The organism is Streptomyces sp. NPDC025784, assembly GCF_055558435.1.
In genome coordinates, this window is sequence record NZ_JBVHMN010000002.1 from 789707 (window position 1) to 809444 (window position 19738).

5 protein-coding genes are annotated in these 19738 nt (G+C 74.1%); all 5 read left to right on the plus strand.

Annotated elements, in window-relative coordinates; genetic code table 11:
• Positions 1–190 precede the first annotated feature (190 nt).
• The 5 genes from ACZ4IF_RS09480 (at position 191) to ACZ4IF_RS09500 (ending at position 19255) form a co-directional block, all read left to right on the plus strand.
• The gene (locus ACZ4IF_RS09480; RefSeq protein WP_467561065.1) at positions 191–8902 is read left to right on the plus strand and encodes a type I polyketide synthase; all 8712 of its coding nucleotides are present in this window, start codon (positions 191–193) and stop codon (positions 8900–8902) included.
• A complete protein-coding gene (locus ACZ4IF_RS09485) occupies positions 8902–14295 on the plus strand; it encodes an SDR family NAD(P)-dependent oxidoreductase (RefSeq protein WP_467561067.1) in 5394 nt (1797 codons plus the stop codon). The genes ACZ4IF_RS09480 and ACZ4IF_RS09485 overlap by 1 nt, the downstream gene beginning before the upstream one ends.
• A gap of 91 nt (positions 14296–14386) precedes the next feature.
• Entirely contained in the window at positions 14387–16054 is a 1668-nt protein-coding gene (locus ACZ4IF_RS09490; protein WP_467561069.1) for an NAD(P)/FAD-dependent oxidoreductase, read from the plus strand.
• A gap of 14 nt (positions 16055–16068) precedes the next feature.
• Entirely contained in the window at positions 16069–18282 is a 2214-nt protein-coding gene (locus ACZ4IF_RS09495; RefSeq protein WP_467561071.1) for an NAD(P)/FAD-dependent oxidoreductase, read from the plus strand.
• Positions 18283–18511: 229 nt separating this feature from the next.
• Positions 18512–19255 (plus strand): TetR/AcrR family transcriptional regulator, encoded by a 744-nt coding sequence (locus ACZ4IF_RS09500; RefSeq protein ID WP_467561073.1) that lies wholly within the window; start codon positions 18512–18514, stop codon positions 19253–19255.
• The last annotated feature ends 483 nt before the right edge of the window (positions 19256–19738 follow it).

Genomic DNA, 19738 nt, shown 5'->3' on the forward strand with positions numbered 1-19738 from the left:
GCGCTCCACGGGTCCGCCGGGTCCGCTTACCGGCGGACCAGGGCCCGACCGGCCCCGTCCCGGCCGGCAGGCACCACGGCAGCCGGCCGCTGCCGGGCACGACCCGGGTGGCGTGGACGCCCCTCCCGCCACCCGGCCCCGGACCTCGTCCGCACCCACTGTCTGTCGCACTCCCGGAGGGGGATCAGCCATGCCCGCCCGCAACGGAATCACCACCGATCCGGCCATAGCCCTTGTCGGCATCGGGTGCCGTTACCCGGGCGGGGTGGACGGTCCCGAATCCTTCTGGCACGTCCTGCGGGACGGCGTCGACGTCATCGGGGAGATCCCGCCCGAACGCTGGGGACCCGAGTACATCAGTGAGGACGGGGCCGCGCCGGGCACCGGCTACTGCCGCTACGCGGGAGTGCTGCCGGGGCTGGACCGGTTCGACGCCGACTTCTTCGGCATCTCGTTCCGCGAGGCACGCGAGATGGACCCGCAACAGCGGCTCCTGCTCGAAGTCTCCTGGGAGGCCCTGGAGCACGCGGGGCTCACCAAGCCGCAGCTCGCCGGCTCCCGCACCGGCGTCTTCTTCGGCATGCTCGGCATGGACTACACGCTGCTGCACTCCAAGACGCGCGGTGTGAAGGCCATCGACCCGTACTACGCGAGCGGCAAGGAATTCAGCTTCGCGCCGGGCCGCGTCGCCTACACGCTGGGGCTGCACGGGCCGGCGCTCGCCGTGAACACCGCCTGCTCCTCGTCCCTGGTGGCCGTGCACCTGGCCTGCCGGGCGCTCGCGAGCGGCGAGGCGGACACGGCGCTCGCCGGCGGTGTGAACGTCCTCGCCGCCCCCGAACTGTCCATCTTCATGAGCAAGGTGCAGGCCCTGTCGCCCACCGGACGGTGCAAGCCGTTCGCCGCCGACGCCGACGGCATCGTCCGCGGCGAGGGCTGCGGCGTCGTCGTGCTCAAGCGGCTCGACGACGCGCTCGCCGACGGAGACCGGGTGCTCGCCGTCATCCGGGGCAGCGCCTTCAACCACGACGGCCGCAGCGCCGGCCTGACCGTGCCCAACGCCTCCGCACAGGAGGCGCTGCTGCGGGAGGCGCTGCTGCGCGCGGACGCCACCCCCGACGAGGTCGCCTTCGTCGAGGCCCACGGCACGGGCACACCGCTCGGCGACCCGATCGAGGCCTTCGCCCTGTCCGAGGTGTTCGGGCCCGGCCGCGACCCCGGTCACAAGCTCCACATCGGCTCGCACAAGGCCAACTTCGGGCACACCGACGCGGCAGCCGGCGTGGCCGCGCTGATCAAGACCGTACTGACCGCGCGGCACCGGGTGATACCGCCGCAACTGCACCTCGGCACGCCCAACCCCGCCATCCCCTGGAACGACGGCCCGCTGAGCGTCTCCGCCGAGGCCCGGCCGCTGGACGAGGACGCGGGCACCCTGTTCGGTGTGAGCGCCTTCGGCCTCAGCGGCACCAATGCCCACCTGCTGCTGTCCGCGCCTCCGGCCTCCGCCCCCGACTCCGCCCCTCCCCCACAGGACGGCCCCCGGGTGCTGCTGCTCTCCGGCTCCACGGAGGCCGCCCTCCAGGCACGCGCACGGGACCTCGCCGAGACCCTCGACGGCCCACAGCCGCTGTCCGACGTGCTGCACACCGCGGCCGTGCGCCGCACCCACCACGAGGCACGGGCCACCGTGATCGGCGCGGACGGGCACGAGCTGCGCGCCTCGCTGCTCGACCTGGCCCAGGGCGCCCCGGACGAGCGCACCGTCACCGGCACCGCGGAGCCCCGGCGACGCCACCACACCGTGTTCGTCTTCTCCGGGCAGGGCTCGCAGTGGCGCGGCATGGGCCTGGACCTGTGGGACCGCGATCCGGTCGCCGCGGCCGGTCTGGAACGCGGCGACGCCGTGCTGCGCGAACTGGGGCTGCCCGGCCTGCGCCGGCTGCTCGGCGACAGCGATCTCTCCGCCACCGAACTCGCCCAACCGGCCGTCGTCGCGGTCCAGTTGGCCCTGGCCGAGATGTGGCGCTCGCGCGGCGTGGAACCGACCAAGGTCGTCGGGCACAGTCTCGGCGAGATCTCGGCCGCCTGTTTCACCGGCGCCCTCGACCTGCCCACGGCGCTCGACCTGGCCGTGCGGCGCGGGCGCGTCATGGCCGCCGCCGCGGGCACCGGGCGGATGCTCGCGGTGGCACTCTCCGAGGAGGAGGCGGCCGAGACCGCCGCCGGGACCGGCCGCGCGGTCACGGTCGCCACGGTCAACGGACCGGGCGCCACCGTGCTGGCCGGTTCCGAGGACGATCTGACGGCGATCGCCTCGCTGCTGCGCGAGCGGTCCGTCCCGGCCCGCTTCGTGCCCGGCGACTACGCGTTCCACAGCCCGGCCATGGCGCCGTTCGCGGAGGAACTGCGCGCGGAACTGGGCGACTTGACGGCCGACCGGCCCGAGGCGTTCGTGTCCACCGTGTGGCCCGACGAACCCCCGGCCACGCTCGACGCGGCCTACTGGGCCGCCAACGTGCTCCGCCCGGTCCGCTTCTGGCCCGCCGTGCGCACCCTCCTGGAGGACCGTGGCGCGGACTTCGTGGAGATCGGCCCGCACCCCACGCTCGTACGCCCGCTGACCGAAGCCCTCACGTCGCTGCGGCGCCAGGGCGTCGCGGTCGGTTCGCTGCGCAGGGACACCGACGGCACGGCGACGATGCTGTCCTCGCTGGCCACCCTGCACTGTGCCGGCGCCGACGTCCGCTGGGCGGACCTCGTCCCGGGCCGGCTCACGGAGCTGCCCCGGCACCCCTGGCAGCACGAGTCGTTCTGGCTGCCCGACGTGACACCCGGCACGCAGTACGCGCCGGCCGCGCGGCCCGACGCACAGGCCGCGCCGGCCCGGCTCGCCGTACAGCTGCTGGACTCCTCGGGCAGGCCGCTCGGGCCCGCGCGCCGACTCGACCTCGGCGGCACGCCCGAGGACGCCGCCACGAACCCGCCGGAGCCCCTCGGTTCCGGCGGCACCGCCCCGGTCGCCGCCCCCACCCCCCTCGGGGCCGACCGGGAAGCCGCCTCGTCCGTCACCGCCCCGTACCATCCCCCGGCGGGAGCGGTGGCGGACGGGACCGGAACCGGTCCGGCCACGACGGAGGCCGGGAACACCCGGGACGCCACGGCGCACGACTCCGCACCGGACGCGGCGAGCGCCGACCGCGAACGCAGGACCCTGATGCGGACGACGTCCGAGGTGCTCGCGGAGACCCTCGGCCAGGACCCGGGCCGGCGCATCCCGCCCCGGCGTGGCTTCGCCGACCTCGGTCTGGACTCGCTGAGCATCGTCGAGTTCGTGGACCGCCTGGGGATGCGGGTCGGCCTGGACATCCCGCTGTCGACCCCCTTCGAACGCCCCTGCCTGGACGAACTGGTCGACCATCTGCTCCCGCAGGTGCTCGCGAAGAAGGCGCCGCGGCCGTCCTCCGCGGACCTCGCGGCGACCGACCGGCCGCGGACCCCGCAGTCCGGCGCGCCCGCGCCCGCCGACGACCCGATCGCGGTGGTCGGCATGAGCTGCCGGTTCCCCGGCAGCCCCACGGTGCGGGACTACTGGCGGCTCCTGCTCGACGGCCGCGAGGTCATCCGCGACGTGCCCGCGGACCGCTGGGACGGCCAGGCCTTCCTGTCGGACGGGCCGTGGACGCCCGGCACGATGACCTCGCTGCGTGGCGGGTACCTCGACGACGTGCGCGGCTTCGACGCGGCGTTCTTCCGGGTCTCGCCGCGCGAGGCCCGCAGCCTCGACCCGCAGCACCGGCTCTTCCTCGAAGTGGCCTACGAGGCGCTGGAGGACGCCGGAGCGACCCGCGACCGGCTGCGCGGTTCGGCGACGGGTGTGTTCGTCGGCATGAACAGCTCGGACCACGCGCAGCACGTCGGCAGCCGGCTCCAGGACGTCGACCTCTACTACGGCACCGGGAACTCCTTCGCCGGAGCGTCCGGACGGCTCTCCTACTTCCTGGGCCTGACGGGGCCGAGCATGGCCGTGGACACCGCCTGCTCGTCCTCGCTCACCGCCGTGCACCTGGCCATGCAGAGCCTGCGCCAGGGCGAGAGCGACCTCGCGGTGGCCGGTGGCGTCAACGTGATCCTCAGTCCGGTGATCCCGGTCGCGGTGTCGGCCGGCGGCGCCCTCTCCCCCAGCGGCCACTGCCGTACGTTCGACGAGGCGGCCGACGGCTATCTGCGCGGCGAGGGGTCCGGTGCGGTCGTCCTGAAACGGCTGTCGACCGCCCTCGCCGACGGCGACCGGATCTACGCCGTGCTGCCCGGCAGCGCGGTGAACCAGGACGGGGCGAGCAGCGGGCTGACCGTGCCGAACGGCACGGCACAGCGCGCCCTGATCGAACAGGCCCTGAGCCGGGCGGGCCTCACCGGACGCGACGTCGGCTACGCCGAGGCGCACGGCACCGGCACACCGCTCGGCGACCCCGTCGAACTGCGGGCGCTCGCCCAGGCGCTGCGCCCCGAAGGAGCCGACGGCGCCCCGCTCCTGGTCGGCTCCGCCAAGCCCAACATCGGTCATCTGGAGGCCTCGGCCGGCATGGCCGGGCTCATCAAGGCGGTCCTGTCGGTGCATCACGACCGGATCGCACCGCACATCGGGGTGAGCACCACGCCGACGCGGCAGGTCGCCTGGGAGCGGCTGGGCCTGGAGATCGCCCAGGGCATGGAGGCGTGGCCCGAGGACGGCCGGCGCCGGGTCGCGGGGGTGAGCTCCTTCGGGTTCACCGGGACCAACGCGCACGTCCTGGTCGCCCAGGCACCGGCGGCGGCGAGCGGCGGCGAGGCCCTGGCCGCGCAGAGCGGCGGCGAACCCCCGGCACGCTTCGCGCTGCCGCTGTCCGCCGCGCAGGAGGCCGCGCTGCCCGCCGCCGCGAAGCAGTACCTCGCGCTGCTGGAGCCGGGCGACGCGACCGCCCTCGCCGACCTGGCGTACACGGCGTCGGCGCGCCGCAGTCACCTCGACCACCGGGCCGTCGTCGTCGGCCGGGACGTGGTCGGCGTCCGGTCCGCGCTGCGTGCCCTGAGCAAGGGCGAGGAGCACGCCCAGGTCCGCACCGGCACGGCCGAGCTGGAGCGCTCCTGTGTGTTCGTCTTCTCCGGCTTCGGCTCCCAGTGGACGGGCATGGGCCGCCGGCTCCTCGAGAGCGAGCCGGTGTTCCGGGACGCGGTGCTGGCCTGCGAGGAGGAGATGCGGAAGTGGATCGCCTGGTCCCCGCTGGCCTCGCTGCGCGGCGAGCCGGACAGCCGCCCCTTCGACGAAGGCATCCCGCAGGAACTCATCTTCACCGTGCAGGTCGGCCTGGTCGCCCTGTGGCGCAGCTGGGGCGTGGTGCCCGAGGCGGTCGTCGGGCACAGCATGGGCGAGGTGGCCGCCGCCTGGGCCGCCGGGGCGCTGACCCTGGCGCAGGCGGCGGAGATCCTGTGCCTGCGCTCGCGGCTCCTCGACACGCTCGTGGGCACCGGCGGTTCGATCGTCGTCGGGCTGCCCCGCGCGGAACTGGCGCCTTATCTGGTGCTGTACGAGGACAAGCTGGGCGTCGCCACGATCAACGGGCCCCGCACCACGGTCGTCGCGGGCGACGTCGACGCCCTGGAGGAGCTGGCCGAGGAACTCACCGAGGCGAACGTGTTCGTCCGCCGGGTCAAGGTGCCGGTGGCGCCGCACTCACCGCTGATGGAGCCGCTGCGTGAGCGGCTGGTGGCGGGGCTCGCGGATCTGGTGCCCGCCGAGGCCCGCATCCCGTTCTACTCCTCCGTCGAGGGCCGCGAGGTGACGGGATCCGCCCTCACCGCCGAGTACTGGGGCCGCAATCTGCGCAACACCGTGCTGTTCCAGGACGCGGTGAGCGCGGTCGAGGACCCGCAGGACCGGGTGTTCGTGGAGGTGTCCCCGCATCCGGTGCTGGTCTCCGGCGCCGAGGAGTCCTTGCGGGCCGCCGGTGTGGCACAGCCCGTGGTGCTTCCGTCCCTTGTCCGGGACGAGGACGAAGTGGGCACGCTGCTCGGCTCGTTGGGCACGCTGCACGCGCAGGGCGTGCCGGTCGACTGGGCGGCGTTCGCGGGCCCCGGCCGCACGGTGGTGGACCTGCCCGGTTATCCGTGGCAGCGCAAGGAGCACTGGCTGCAGGACACGCCCGTGGACCGTGCCGGCGGCTCCGGCTCCCTCGTCGGCGCGCCGGTCCGGCCGACGACCGCGCCGTGGACGGCGCTGCTCGCGGTGTCGGTCGACGGCACCCGCAGCCCGTGGCAGGTCAGCGGCGCCGGAGCCGGTACGACGGTCTCGGCGCCCGCGCTCCTGGAGGCCGCCCTCGCCGGGGCCGCGGCGACGGGCTCCCCCGCGCCGGTGCTCCACGACGTGCGGTTCGGCACGCCGCCGCGAGCGGACGAGGACGGTCGGGCCGGTCTTCAGGCCGTCGTCGACACCCGGCAGGGCACGGTCGTGCTGCGCCGGCTGTCCGGTGACGGCGACGGCGGCGGGCCCGCGCTGACCGCGTCGACCGACGGGTCGCACGGGCCCGCCGCGAGCGCTCCCGATCCGTCGGCGCTCGCCGACGACGAACCCCTCAGGGCCACGCTGGCCGAGCGCTTCCCCGCGCTCGGGGTGCGGGCGGCCGGCAGCGGCCGGGGCGGCGCGGACGTCACCGTGGAACTGGCGGACGGCGCCTCCCGGCACCGGCTGCCCGCCGAACTGCTGCGGCTGGCGCTGCATCTGATCGCGGACGGCGTCGGCGGCGCCGCGGGAGGGGACGGCGAACCGCTGCCCGCCGCCATCGCGTCGGTCCGGGTCCGCGCCGCCGTGGAGGGCACCGTACGGCTGCTGCGCGGTCAGGTCCGGGCCGGCTCGGACGGGCGGCCCGAGGCCGATGTGACCGTCCTCGACGCGGCCGGACGTGCCGTCGTGGAGCTGGCCGGGCTGCGCCTGGCGGGCCCGCCCGAGCCGGCCGCGGCCGACGCGGACCGGGACCGGGTCGCCGACCTGCTGTACCGGATGGTGTGGCACCCCGCGGGCCAGCGGCCCGCCGGCCGTGACGGCGCGCAGGTGGCGCCCGCGACGCGCTGGCTGGTGTGCGGTGACACCGAGCATCTGGCGGGTGTCGTCGCCGACGGGCTGCGGGCGGCCGGCTGCGAGGTGCGCCGGGTGCGCTCCGCGGACGTACCCGGCGAGGAGGGTCTCGTCGTCGATCCCGCCGACCGGGAGGCGTGGCGGACGTTTCTCGCGGTCCACGCGAACGAGGGGACCACGGGCATCTGCGACCTGTGGCCGCTGGAGGACCTGGACTCCCGGCCGGACGGGTGGCGCGTCACGACGGCGCTGACCGCCGCCCTGGCCGAGGCCGAGGGGACCCCGCCCCGCCTGTGGCTGGTCACCCGGCACGCCCTGCTGCCGGCCGGTCACGAGGGCTTCCCCGACGGGAACCAGGGCGCGCACGCCGGGCTCGGCCGGACCCTGGCGATGACCCGCCCCGAGGCCTGGGGCGGCCACGTCGACCTGAGCCGCGGCAGTGCGGAGGAGCTGCGGGCGCTGGTGACACGGCTGCTGTGCGCGCCGGGCGACGAGCACGTCCGCGTCGAGCACTCCTCCGTCCAGGTGGGCGCGCTGGTGCGGGCCGACGTACCCGACCGGTCCGGCGGGCGGCCGTTGTCCGCGGAGCGCTGGCATCTGGTGACCGGAGCGGGCGGCGCCCTGGTGCCCCCGGTGGTGGACTGGCTGGTCGGCGCGGGCGCCCGGCGGATCGTGCTCGCGGACACCGAGCCCGAGCAGGCCGAGCGGCTGCCGGTCGACGACCGGATCGCCGGATGGCGCGCCGCGGGCGCCGAGGTCCGCACGGTCCGTACCGGCGGCGCACGCGAGGAACTGGCTTCGCTGGTGGAGGAGTTGCGTGCCGACACCGGGATCGCGGGTGTGGTGTGCGCGGCGGCTCCGGAGCTGGCGACCCCGCTGGAGGAGACCACCGAGGCCGCGCTGCGGGCGGAGTGGAACCGCGCGGAGACGGCCGAGCTGATGCACCGGCTCACCGCGAAGGACCCGGTGCGCCTGTTCGTCCTGCTGGGGTCCGTTCCCGGCACCTGGGGCGGCGCGGTGACGGGCGCCGCGGCGCCCTCCGACTGGTCGCTGCGGGCGCTGGCCGCACGCCGCAGGGCCTCGGGACTGCCGGTGGCGCACGTGGAGCTGATGCCCCTCGAAGGCAGCCGGCTCCTCGACGAGCGGACGACTTTACTGCTGAAGTCCAGCGGGGTCGCCCCGCTGCGGGAGCGGGACCTGACCACCGCCCTCGACCTGCTGGTCTGGGACCACACGGTGCACGCCTGCGTGGCCGACGTGGACTGGGAGCTGTTCGGGAGCGCGCTCGCCGACGCCCCGCACCGGGAGCTGTTCCGCACCGTCCTGGGGGCCGCGCGGCAGACCGGCGGCACCGAGTTCGTGGCCGGGCTGCGGAGCCTGGATCCCGGGCAGCGCAGGGACCGGATGCTCGACTGGGTGTGCGCGCAGGTCGCCGCCGTGCTCGGGCTCTCGGAGGACGATCTCCGGGCCGACCAGGGCTTCTTCGAGCTCGGCATGGACTCGGTGATGTCGCTGACGCTGCGGCTGCGGCTGTCCCGGGAGCTGGAGACCGAGCTGTCCTCGACGGTCGCCTTCGAGCACCCGACGGCGCTGGCGCTCACCGCGCACCTGCTGGAGCAGCTCGGCCTCCCGGCCGCCGGCTCCGACGACGCGGCCGCGGATCCGGTCGCGGTCGACGAGGACGGTGCCCAGCCCGCCGACGACCTGGACGACCTCGACGACGACGAACTGCTACGCCAGCTGGAGGCGGAGATCTCCGACTCACGGGCGCTTGGATTTGAGGAGAACTGATGACGAAGAGCCAAGCCGAGCAGCCGAGCCAGGAGGTCCTCCGCGGTCGGCTCAAGGACTCCCTCGGCACGATCCGCAGTCTGCGCGCGCGGGTCCAGGAGCTCCAGCAGCCACAGCCGCTGGCCGTGATCGGTCTGTCCTGCCGGCTGCCGGGCGGCGCGACGCCCGAGGCGTTCTGGGAGTCGCTGGCCGAGGGCCGTGACTCGACGTCCCGGTTCCCCGAGGAACGGCACTCCGTCGCGGGGTTCTACAACCCGGACCCGGACCACCCGGGCACCGCGTACACGCTGTCGGGGAACTTCCTCGACGGTCCGGTGGACACCTTCGATCCGACCGTGTTCGGGATCTCGCCGCGGGAGGCGGCGGGCATGGACCCGCAGCAGCGGCTGGTGCTGGAACTGGCCTGGGAGGCCATGGAGAACGCCTGCCTGCCGCCGAGCGAGCTGGAGGGCAGCCGGGTCGGCGTGTTCCTCGGCGCGAGCACCAGCGACTACGTACGGATGCGGCAGCAGAAGGGCTCGATGGCGGACGTCGACGCCTACCAGCTGATCGGCGAGCCGAGCTTCCTGGCCGGACGGATCTCCTACACGTTCGGGTTCCAGGGTCCCAGCATGGTGATCGACACGGCGTGCTCGTCGTCGCTGGTGGCGCTGGAGCAGGCCGTCCTGTCGCTGCGTTCGGGCGCCTGCGACATGGCGCTGGTCGGCGGCGTGAACCTGATGCTGTCGCCGTACGGATTCGTCCTGGTGAGCAAGTTGCGGGCGCTGTCGCCGGACGGGCGGTGCAAGACGTTCGACGCCTCCGCCGACGGATACGCGCGCGGTGAGGGCGGCGCGCTGTTCGTGCTGAAGCGGCTCAGCGAGGCGGAGGCCGCCGGGGACCGCGTCCTCGCGGTGGTGCGCGGCGTGGCGACGGAGCACGACGGGCGCAGCAGTGGTCTGACGGTCCCCAACCCGGCCGCACAGCAGAACGTCATCACCTCCGCCCTGAAGGACGCGGGGGTCTCTCCCGCCGAGCTCACCTACGTCGAGGCGCACGGCACCGGCACCCAGCTCGGCGACCCGATCGAGCTCAAGGCGCTGAACGCGGTCACCAGCACCGGGCGTGCGGCCGACCGTCCGCTGCTCGTCGGCTCGGTGAAGACGAACATCGGCCATCTGGAGCCGGCCGCGGGCGCGGCGGGCCTGCTGAAGGTCGTCCTCGCCCTCCAGCACGACACGCTGCCCCGGCATCTGCACCTGAAGGACCCCAACCCGCAGGTCCCCTGGGACGCCATCAATCTGAAGGTGACCGCGGAGGAGACCGTCTGGCCGGACGGGCCGAGGATCGCCGGGGTGAGCAGCTTCGGAGCCAGCGGCACCAACGCGCACACCGTGCTCGCCGAGGCGCCCCGGCCCGCTCCCCGCGAGGGCACCCCGCGCGAGGTGGGACTGCTCACGCTGAGCGCCAACAGCCCCGAGGCGCTCCGCGCGATGGCGGGCGTGTACGAGGAGCGGGTGCGGGAGGCGGACCCGCGGACCCTGTCGGACATCTGCTACTCGTCGCACATCGGGCGGGCCCGGATGAAGCACGGCCTCAGTGTGACCGGCGACCGCGGTCAACTCGCCGCGGGGCTGGCCGCGTTCGCCGCAGGTGAGCGGGCCGACCAGGTCACGGCGCACGGCCCGTCGGGCGCCAAGGCACGCCGGCTCGGCTGGATGTTCACCGGGCAGGGCTCGCAGTACGCCGGGATGGCCTCCTCCCTCGCGGCGGCGGAGCCGGTCTTCGCGCACGCCCTGGCCCAGGTGGTCGAGGCCCTCGACCGCCACCTGGACGAGCCGCTCGACCCGGTCCTGTCCGACGGCGAGCGCATCAACCGGACGGGGTTCACCCAGCCCGCGCTGTTCGCCGTGCAGTACGCGCTGGCGAAGATGTGGGAGTCGTGGGGGGTGCGGCCGACCGCGCTGATCGGGCACAGCCTGGGCGAGATCACGGCGGCGTGCGTCGCCGGGGTGCACTCGCTCGACGACGCCGCGCGGCTGGTCACGGCCCGCGCCCGGCTCATGGAGGCACTGCCCGCGGGCGGTGTCATGGAGACCCTGGTCTGCGACGAGGAGACCGTGCGCGCGGCGATCGCCGAGGCGGGCCCGGTGCCTTCGGTCGCGGTGGCAGCGGTCAACGGCCCGACGGACGTGGTCCTGTCGGGCCCCGAGGAGGAGGTCGCCCTGGTCGTCGAGGTGCTGGCGGGCCAAGGCGTGAAGCACCGCGGGCTCGCCGTCTCGCACGCGTTCCACTCGCCGCTGATGGCACCGATGATCGACGAGTTCCGCAAGGTCACCGAGACGCTGACCTTCCATCAGCCCAAGTACCCGATCATCTCGAACGTGACGGGCCGCGAGTGGGGGCCCGACCAGCTGCGCCCCGCCTACTGGTCCGAGCACGTGCTGGCGCCCGTGCGCTTCTACGCGGGCGTCACCACCCTGTACGAGACGGGCTGCCGCACGTTCCTCGAACTCGGCCCGGCGCCGGTGCTGCTGGGCCTGGGCGCGCGCTGCCTGCCCGAGGACGGGGTCGGCTGGATCCCGTCGCTGCGCCGTGACCGCGAGGACGCGCACATCGTGGGCCAGGCGCTGGGCGCGCTGCACCACCGCGGTGTGCCGGTCGACTGGAACGCGGTGCACCGCGACGAGAAGCCGCGCCGCACCTCGCTGCCCAGCTACCCGTGGCAGCGGGAGCGGTACTGGTTCAACGACGACGCGCCGGGCGACGTACCGGAGTTCGCGGCCGACGACGCGCCGGGGGCGCTCTTCGAGGGCCATCTGCTGTCCGGCGCGCCCACCTTCTCGCCCCAGCTGGACGACCTGTCCGACGTGTTCGTGCAGACGGGCCCGGACGGCCGGCGGTCCGTGTCGGCGGGCGGCTTCTGCCACTGGGCGCTGGCGGGTGCCGCGAAGCTGCCCGGCGCGCAGCCCCGCCTCGTGGACCGTTTCGTGGTGGGCGAGCCGCTGCTCCTGGACGCGGAGCACCGCCCCGCCCGCATACGGGTCTACGTGCTGCCGCAGGACGACGAGGGCCGCTCGCTGTTCCTGTGCTTCTCCCGGCAGGGCGTCGACTCGGTGGAGAGCGGCAGCTGGCGCCTGCACGCCCGCGGTGTGCTGGTGCGCCGTCCCACGGACACCCGGCGCGCCGACGGCGACCTCGACGCCGTACGGGCCCGGTGCGCGCCGGTCGACCCGGCCGACATCACGGTGCCCGGCTGGGCCGAGCCGGTCCTCAACGAGGTGTACCAGGGACCCGGCGAGGTGCTCGCCGAGGTCAACCGTGCCGCCGAGGACCTGCCCCGCGGCGCCCTGCTCGACCTGACGCTGGGCCTGCTGCGCCAGTCCGAGAACGCCCCGCGTCCGGGCGGCACCCCGGTGCCCACTGCGGTGCCCGAGGGCACCCGGCGTTACGTCCACGGCTGGCTGGACCCGTCCGGGGAGGACGGTGAACTGCGCGGCGGCCTGGAGATCCTGGGATCCGACGGCAGCGTGCTGATCATGATGCGGGACGTCCATCTGCGGTCCTCGACGCAGCCCGCGCCGGACGTGCCCCGCACCGCTCGCGAGGAGACGGTGTGGGAGCAGGTCTGGCGGCCCGCGGCCCCGGAGGCGTTCGCCGAGGGGAGTCTGCGCGACGAGCGGGTGCTGCTGGTCGGCTCGGGCGGCGCGGACACCGGACTGCTGGAGACGGTGGCGAAGCAACTGACGCTGCGCGGCGCGGTGGTGGCACAGTCCGAGCCGTCGGCCGAGGCGGTGCTCCAGGCGCTGGACGCGGGCCGTCCGTACGGGCATCTGGTCCTGCTCAGCGGCCTCGAACTCCCGCTGACCGGGTACGACGCCGAGTCCGTGGGACAGGCACGGGCCGCGGCGGAGCACGTCTTCCTGGCCGCTGCCCGGCAGCTCGCCCTCGACGAGACGGACACGCGGCTGTGGGTGGTGACGCGTGGCGCCCAGTGGACCGGCACCGGGCAGAACGAGATCTGTCTGCCGGCGGCCCCGCTGTGGGGTCTGGGCAAGGTGGCCGCGCTCGAACACCCGGAGCTGTGGGGCGGACTGCTCGACCTGGACCCGGCCGGAGAGGCGGACGAGGCGGAGCGGATCGCGGACCTCGTCGCGACCCGCAGCGCCGAGGATCTGACGGCCCGGCGCGGCGGCACCGTACTGGTGCCCCGGCTGGTGGCGGCCGGCTCGGGCGACGAGGACACTCCCCGGCCGACCCCGCAGCTGAGCGACCTCGGGAGCTACCTCGTCACCGGCGGACTCGGCAGTCTCGGCCTGCTGATGGGCGAGTGGCTGGCCCGCAACGGCGCGGGCACCGTCGTGCTGGCCGGACGGTCGGGCCTGCCGGACCGCGCGACCTGGGACGACCCGCAGCACGACGACACCACCGCGTCCCGGATCACCGGGGTGCGCCGTATCGAGGCCCAGGGCGCGGATGTACGGGTGGTGGCGCTGGACGCCGCCGACGAGACGGCGCTGCGCTCGCTGACCGACCAACTGGGTCTGGCGGGACGCCCGTTGCGCGGTGTGGTGCACGCGGCGGGACTGTCGGAGCCGCAATTCCTGCGGGAGAGCGATCCGGACACCTACGACCGCTGCCTGCACGCGAAGGTGGACGGCACCTGGGCGCTGCACAACGCCACCGTCGACCAGGACCTGGACCTGTTCGTCTCCTTCTCCTCGATCGCCTCGGTGTGGGGCTCGCAGCATCTGGCGGGGTACTCCGCCGCCAACGCCTTCCTCGACTCCTTCGCCCACTTCCGGCAGCTGCGGGGACTGGCCGCCACGACGGTGAGCTGGGGGCCGTGGGCCGCCAGGTCCGGGCTCGCGGACGACTCGGTGATGGCGTTCCTGCGCTCCATCGGGCTCCACCAGCTCAACCCCGACCACGCGCTGGAGCTCCTCGGCGAGGCCGTGGTCGACGGCGTCGCGCACCGCACCGTGTGCTCCGCGGACTGGACGCTGTTCCGCGACCTGATGGAGGCGCGCCGGGAGCGGCCGATGCTCGGCGAGGTCCGCAGCGCGCCCGCCGCGGGCCGGACGGACGACTCCGAACTCGGTCCGCTGACCGCGCGGTTGATCGGTCTGAGCCGTACCGAGCGACTGGCCGAGCTCAACGAGTACATCCGCGTCCAGCTGTCGGAGATCCTGCGCCTGGAGCTCGACACCCTCACCGAGGACACCCGGCTCGCCGACATGGGCCTGGACAGCCTCATGGTGATGGAGCTGATCAGCCGGTGCCGCGACGACCTGGGCCTGGAGATCAACAGCCGCGACTTCTTCGCCTGCCCCGGCATCCACTGGGGCTCCTTCCTCCACGAGCTGATCGAGGAGAAGCACCCGGCCGGCAGCCGGCCGACGGACCCGGCATGACACCCCTGGGTCCGGGGCGCGCGGCACGTGCCGCGCGCCCCGGACCCTGCCGCACCACCACTCCGCCCCGACCCCTGGAGGAACGAGCATCATGCAACCGCTGCCCGCGTCCGACTCGCCCGACAAGGCCGTCCACGACGTCGCCGTCCTGGGCGCCGGAATCGCCGGCTCCATCCTCGCTGCCATCCTGAGCCGCAACGGGGTGAAGACGGTCCTGATCGACGCCGGCACCCACCCGCGCTTCGCGGTGGGCGAGTCCACGATCCCGTACACGTCCGTGATGCTGCGCATCCTCGCCGCCCGCTACGGAGTGCCGGAGATCGCGCATCTGAGCCACTTCTCGACGATGCGCTCCAAGGTGTCCTCGAACTCCGGCCAGAAGCGCAACTTCGGCTTCGTCTACCACCGCGAGGGCGAGAAGCAGGTCGCCGACGAGATCAACCAGTTCGTGATCCCGGTGGCGCTGTCCACCGAGTCCCACATGTTCCGCCAGGACGTCGACTCGTACATGTTCAACGTGGCCGTGCGCTACGGCGCGGTGCCGCGGCTCGGCACGCGGGTGTCCGAGGTCGAGGTGGACGGCTCGGGCGTCACGCTCGCCGTGGACGGCGGGCCCTCGATCCGCGCCCGCTACGTCGTCGACGCCGGCGGCCACAACTCGCCACTGGCACGGAAGTTCGGGCTGCGCGACGAGGTGCCGCAGCAGCGCACGCACTCGCGCACCCTGTTCACGCACATGATCGGGGTGCGCCCGTACGACGACTGCCCCGCCGGCCGGACGCACGACAACCCGAGTCCGTGGCACCAGGGCACCCTGCACCATGTCTTCGACGGCGGCTGGGTGTGGGTCATCCCGTTCGACAACCACCGCGGCGCCACCAACCGGCTGTGCAGCGTCGGTCTGACTCTGGACCCGCGCAAGCACCCGAAGACGGATCTGCCGGCGGAGCAGGAGTTCGCGCAGTTCCTGGAGCGGTTCCCGGACATCGCCCCGCAGTTCAGGCACGCCAAGGCCGCCCGCCCGTGGGTGTCCACCGGGCGTCTGCAGTACTCCTCGCACCAGGTCGTCGGCGACCGCTTCTGTCTGACCTCGCACGCTGCGGGATTCGTGGACGCGCTGTACTCGCGCGGACTGACGAACACCACCGACGTGGTCAACTCGCTGGCCTGGCGGCTCATCGAGGCGGCGAAGGACGACGACTTCTCCGCCGAACGGTTCGGGCACGTCGAGACGCTCCAGCAGGGTCTCGTGCGCGCCCACGACGAGGTGGTCGCCTCCTCGTTCACCTCGTTCCGGGACTACGGGATGTGGAACGCCACGTTTCGCATGTGGGCGCTCGGCACGGTGCTCGGCACGCTCAACGCGCAGGACGCGCTCGTACGCTTCCAGCGGTCCAAGGACCCGATGATCTGGCGCGAGTTGGAGGCGCAGCCGCACCCGGGGGCGCTGTTCCCCGCGAGCGTCGGCTTCAACAAGATCACCGATGCCGCGTGGGCGGCCTGCCGGGACGTCGAGGCCGGTCTGATGACTCCGGACCGGGCCACCGGTGAGCTGTTCGACCTGTTGCAGGACGACGGCTACGCGCCGCCGCCGTTCGGTCTGCACGACCCGGCGAACCGGTTCTACAACCCCAATCCGGCCCGCATGATCCGCACCATGCACTGGGCCCGGCGCGGCTCCGCGGCCGCGGACACCGGCCCCGTGGTGGCCGGCGCACTCGGCGGATTCCTGCGCTCCCGGCTGCGCAGGCACTCATGAGGAAGGACCGGCGCATGCCCAAGGAAGAGCGCACGGAGCGACCATCCCCGGCGGTCCCGGCCCGGCCGCCGGACCAGAGCTGGGCGGAGGGTGCCGAGGCGGTGGGAGCGGCCGAATCGGCGCTGCCCTACGAGCCGACGACCGGCGCGGAGCCGTCGATCCGGGCGGGCGGCCCCGTGGCCGGTACGCCGGCGACGGTCGCCGCCCGCTCAAGGGCCGGCACGGCGTCGACCGCCGCCCGCTCGAAGACCGGCACGGCGTCGACCGCCGCCTCCCCGGACAGCGGGTCGACCACCGGCGCCCGGGACGGCGGTGACGCGACGAGCGCCGACCGCACCGGCGGTCACGCGACGAGTCCCGTCCGCACCGGCAGTGACGCGACGAGCGCCGTCCGCACCGGCGGTGACCCAACGAGTCCCGTCCGCAGCGGCGGTGACGCGACGGCCTCCGGCCCCTCGGGCGGGGCGACGGACGCGTCTGCCCGTGCCGCACAGCCCCCCGGCACGAGCGCGTCGACCGGTGCCGCACGGCCCGCCGGCGTCGGCACGCCCGCGGGTGCTGACGCCTCGGCCCGCCCGGCGCCCGGGCCCGGCCCCGCGCGCCCCGGCAGCCGGACGCGGCACACGGTGGCCGTGCTCGGCGCACACCTCGGCGGCGGCATGCTCGCCGCGATCCTGGCCCGCGCCGGGATCGACGTGGTGCTGGTGGACTCGCCGCACGACGCGACGACCCCGGCGGGCGAGACCACGGTCCCCTACACCGCGGAGGTCTTCGAACTGCTCGCGCGCCGCTACGGCGTGCCCGAGCTGTCCGCCCTCGGTCACTTCGGGCAGCTGCCGGCGGAGGTGCGCAGGACCTCCGGGGTCAAGTCGAGCATCGGCTTCGTGTACGCGCGCCCCGGCGCTCCCGTACGGCCGCACCAGGTGGTGCAGTTCAACGTCCCCAGCGAGCACGGCGAGTCGCATCTGTACCGGCCGGACGTCGAGGCCTGGGTGCACCGGCTCGCGGCGGGACACGGCGCGAAGGTTCCGCAGGGCCGCCCGGTCCTCACCGAAGTACGGGGCGAGGCAGGCGACTTCACGATCGAGCTGGCCGACGGAAGCGAGGTCGGGGCGGCGTTCGTGGTCGACATGTCCGGTCCCGACGCGCCGATGCTGCGCCGCCTCGGACCCGACCCGGCCCTGCGTCCGCTGCGCCATTCCTCGCGGGTGCTCACCGCGCACCTGCGGGGGGTGCGTCCGCTGGAGCGGCGGGTGGACCCCGGCGAGGGCGGGACGCCCTGGACGGGCGGCACCACGCAGGTGGTCTTCCCGGGCGGCTGGATCCAGCTCGTCCCGTTCGGCGACGACCGCACCGGCGAGAACGGTCTGACCAGCGTGGCGGTCAGTCTCGACGCCAAGCTGTGGCCGCAGCGGTCGGCGTCCGCCGAGGAGGACTTCCAGCAGCTGATACGTCAGTTCCCGGATCTGGCATGGCAGTTCGCCAAGGCCACGGCGGTGAGTCCGTGGACCGGTTCCGAGCCGTGGCAGTACGGCGCCAACACGGCCGCCGGCGACGGATTCGTGGTCCTGGACCGCTCCGCCGTCCGCTGCGACTTCACGTTGTCCCGGGACGTCACCCTGACCGCGGAACTGGTTCACGAGGCCGCCGCGCACCTCATCGCGGCGGCGGACAGCGGCGACTGGTCGGTGGAGCGCTTCCGGCCCCTGGAGTCCTTCCAGGCCGCGCTGATCGAGCACGGCGACCGGCTGCTGCGTACGGCCCTCACCGCGACCACCGACTTCAGGCTCTGGAACGCCTTCTGCCGGGTGTGGCTGCTGCACTCCATGTTCGCCGCTCTCTCCCTCAAGCGGGCCCGCAACGACGCCCTGGCCGCGCCCGGAGGGGCGGACCGGTGGCGGGAGTTGGAGCGGTACCGCGGCGCGGGGCTGTGGTTCCCGGTCTACCCGGGCTTCGTCGCCCTGTTCGACGACATGGACCGGCTGGCGCGGCAGGTGGCCGACAACCGGCTGGCGCCCGGTGTCGCGGCCGAGCGGATTTTCGGCCAGTTGCGCAGGGCGTCCTTCGTTCCGCCGCTATTCGCCTTCGGTGATCCCACCGACCGCTACTACAACTTCACCCCGCTGAAGCGGGTCAAGGTCCTGCTGTGGGCGAAGCGCCGGGCACCGTACATGGTTCACCGGGTCCTCACCCGGGGGGCCACCGTGCTGCCCGACGTGGAGCGGTAGGCGGACGCTTCGGGGAGATCGAAGGAATTCGGGCACAGGAACCGCCGTCCCGCAAAGGCTCGCCCGAACGGGCCGGGGACGGCGGTTCCTTGTCGCGCGACGGCCGCGAAGCGCGAAATGGTGCCGCCGCTGATCGGATCCGGCCAGCCCGCGCGCGGTCGCGCGATTCGGGCTCGACACCGCCGCGTCCTGCCGGAATGCTCCCTACCGGGGAGTCTTCCCATGTGGGATGCTGATATCGTCGATTTCCTACACGCATGAATTAATACCCGAAGGGGGACTGGTGAGCGCCGGAAACGGGATCCCCTGTGCCACGCAGGCGAACGCACAGCCGGGCGACGCAGCCCGCGGCAGGCGGTCGTCGTCACGCGGCGGAGGCCGGCGTCCGGGGCAGAGCAGCACCAAGGAGCAGATCCTGTCGGCCGCGCTCGCCCTCTTCGCCGAGAAGGGCTATTCGGGCACCACGATGCGTGGCATCGCACAGCAGGCACAGGTCGACCCGGCCCTCATCCACCACTTCTTCAGCAACAAGGAAGGCGTGTTCCAGGACGCCGTCCAGTCCCGCCTCGACGTGTCGGCCCTCTTCGACCCGCTGACGGACGACGACGCCGAGCCGGTCCTGGAGCGCCGCGGCGAGCGGATCGTGCGTACGTTCCTGTCGTACTGGGAGGACGGGTCGACGCGGCCCGCGCTGGTCGCGATCTATCGCACCGGGCTGTCGGACGAGTCGACCTCGAAGGCGTTCCGTGACCGCATCGAGGAGGGCTTCGCGGCCTGCGTGCGGCGGATCGTCCCCGAGCGGAGCGACCGCACCCAGGCGCTGGCGTCACTGGTGTCCGCGCAACTCGCCGGCCTGGTGATGCTGCGGTACGTCCTGCGGATGGAGCCGCTCGCCTCGCTCGACTTCGAGGAGCTCGTCGAGTGGTTCGCGCCCGCCGTGGACGTGCACTTCGACCGGCTCTCGGAGGGCTAGCCGCCCCCTGGCGGCGGCCTCGGTGTGCGTGCGCGCGAGGACGAGGACGCCCCGTGCGGCGGCGGCCGCCGCGGCACATCCCGCCAGCGCCGCGGGAAGGCCACCGGGGTAGCGGTCCCCCAGGACCAGGACCCCGACGACCACGGCGAAACCGGGGTTGACCAGTGTGAGGGTGGCCAGCGGCGCCTCCAGGCCTCCCCGGTAGGCGAGTTGGGACAGCGTGAGGCCCGCGACGGCCAGGCAGGCCACGCCGGCCGCGAGCGCGGCGGCGGACAGCGGCAGCCGCAGGGCGCCGCCCCGGGTCAGTTCCAGGACCGCCGTCTGGGTGAGCGCCGAGGCCGCGCCGAACGCCACCCCCGCGGCCACCGCGTACCAGAGGCTGGTGGTGATGCCGCGCCGGGCGGTGGCGGCCGCCACGACGGAGATCCCGAGCACGGCGACGGTCAGGCCCAGGACGCCGGCCGTCTGCGCCGGGGTCAGTGT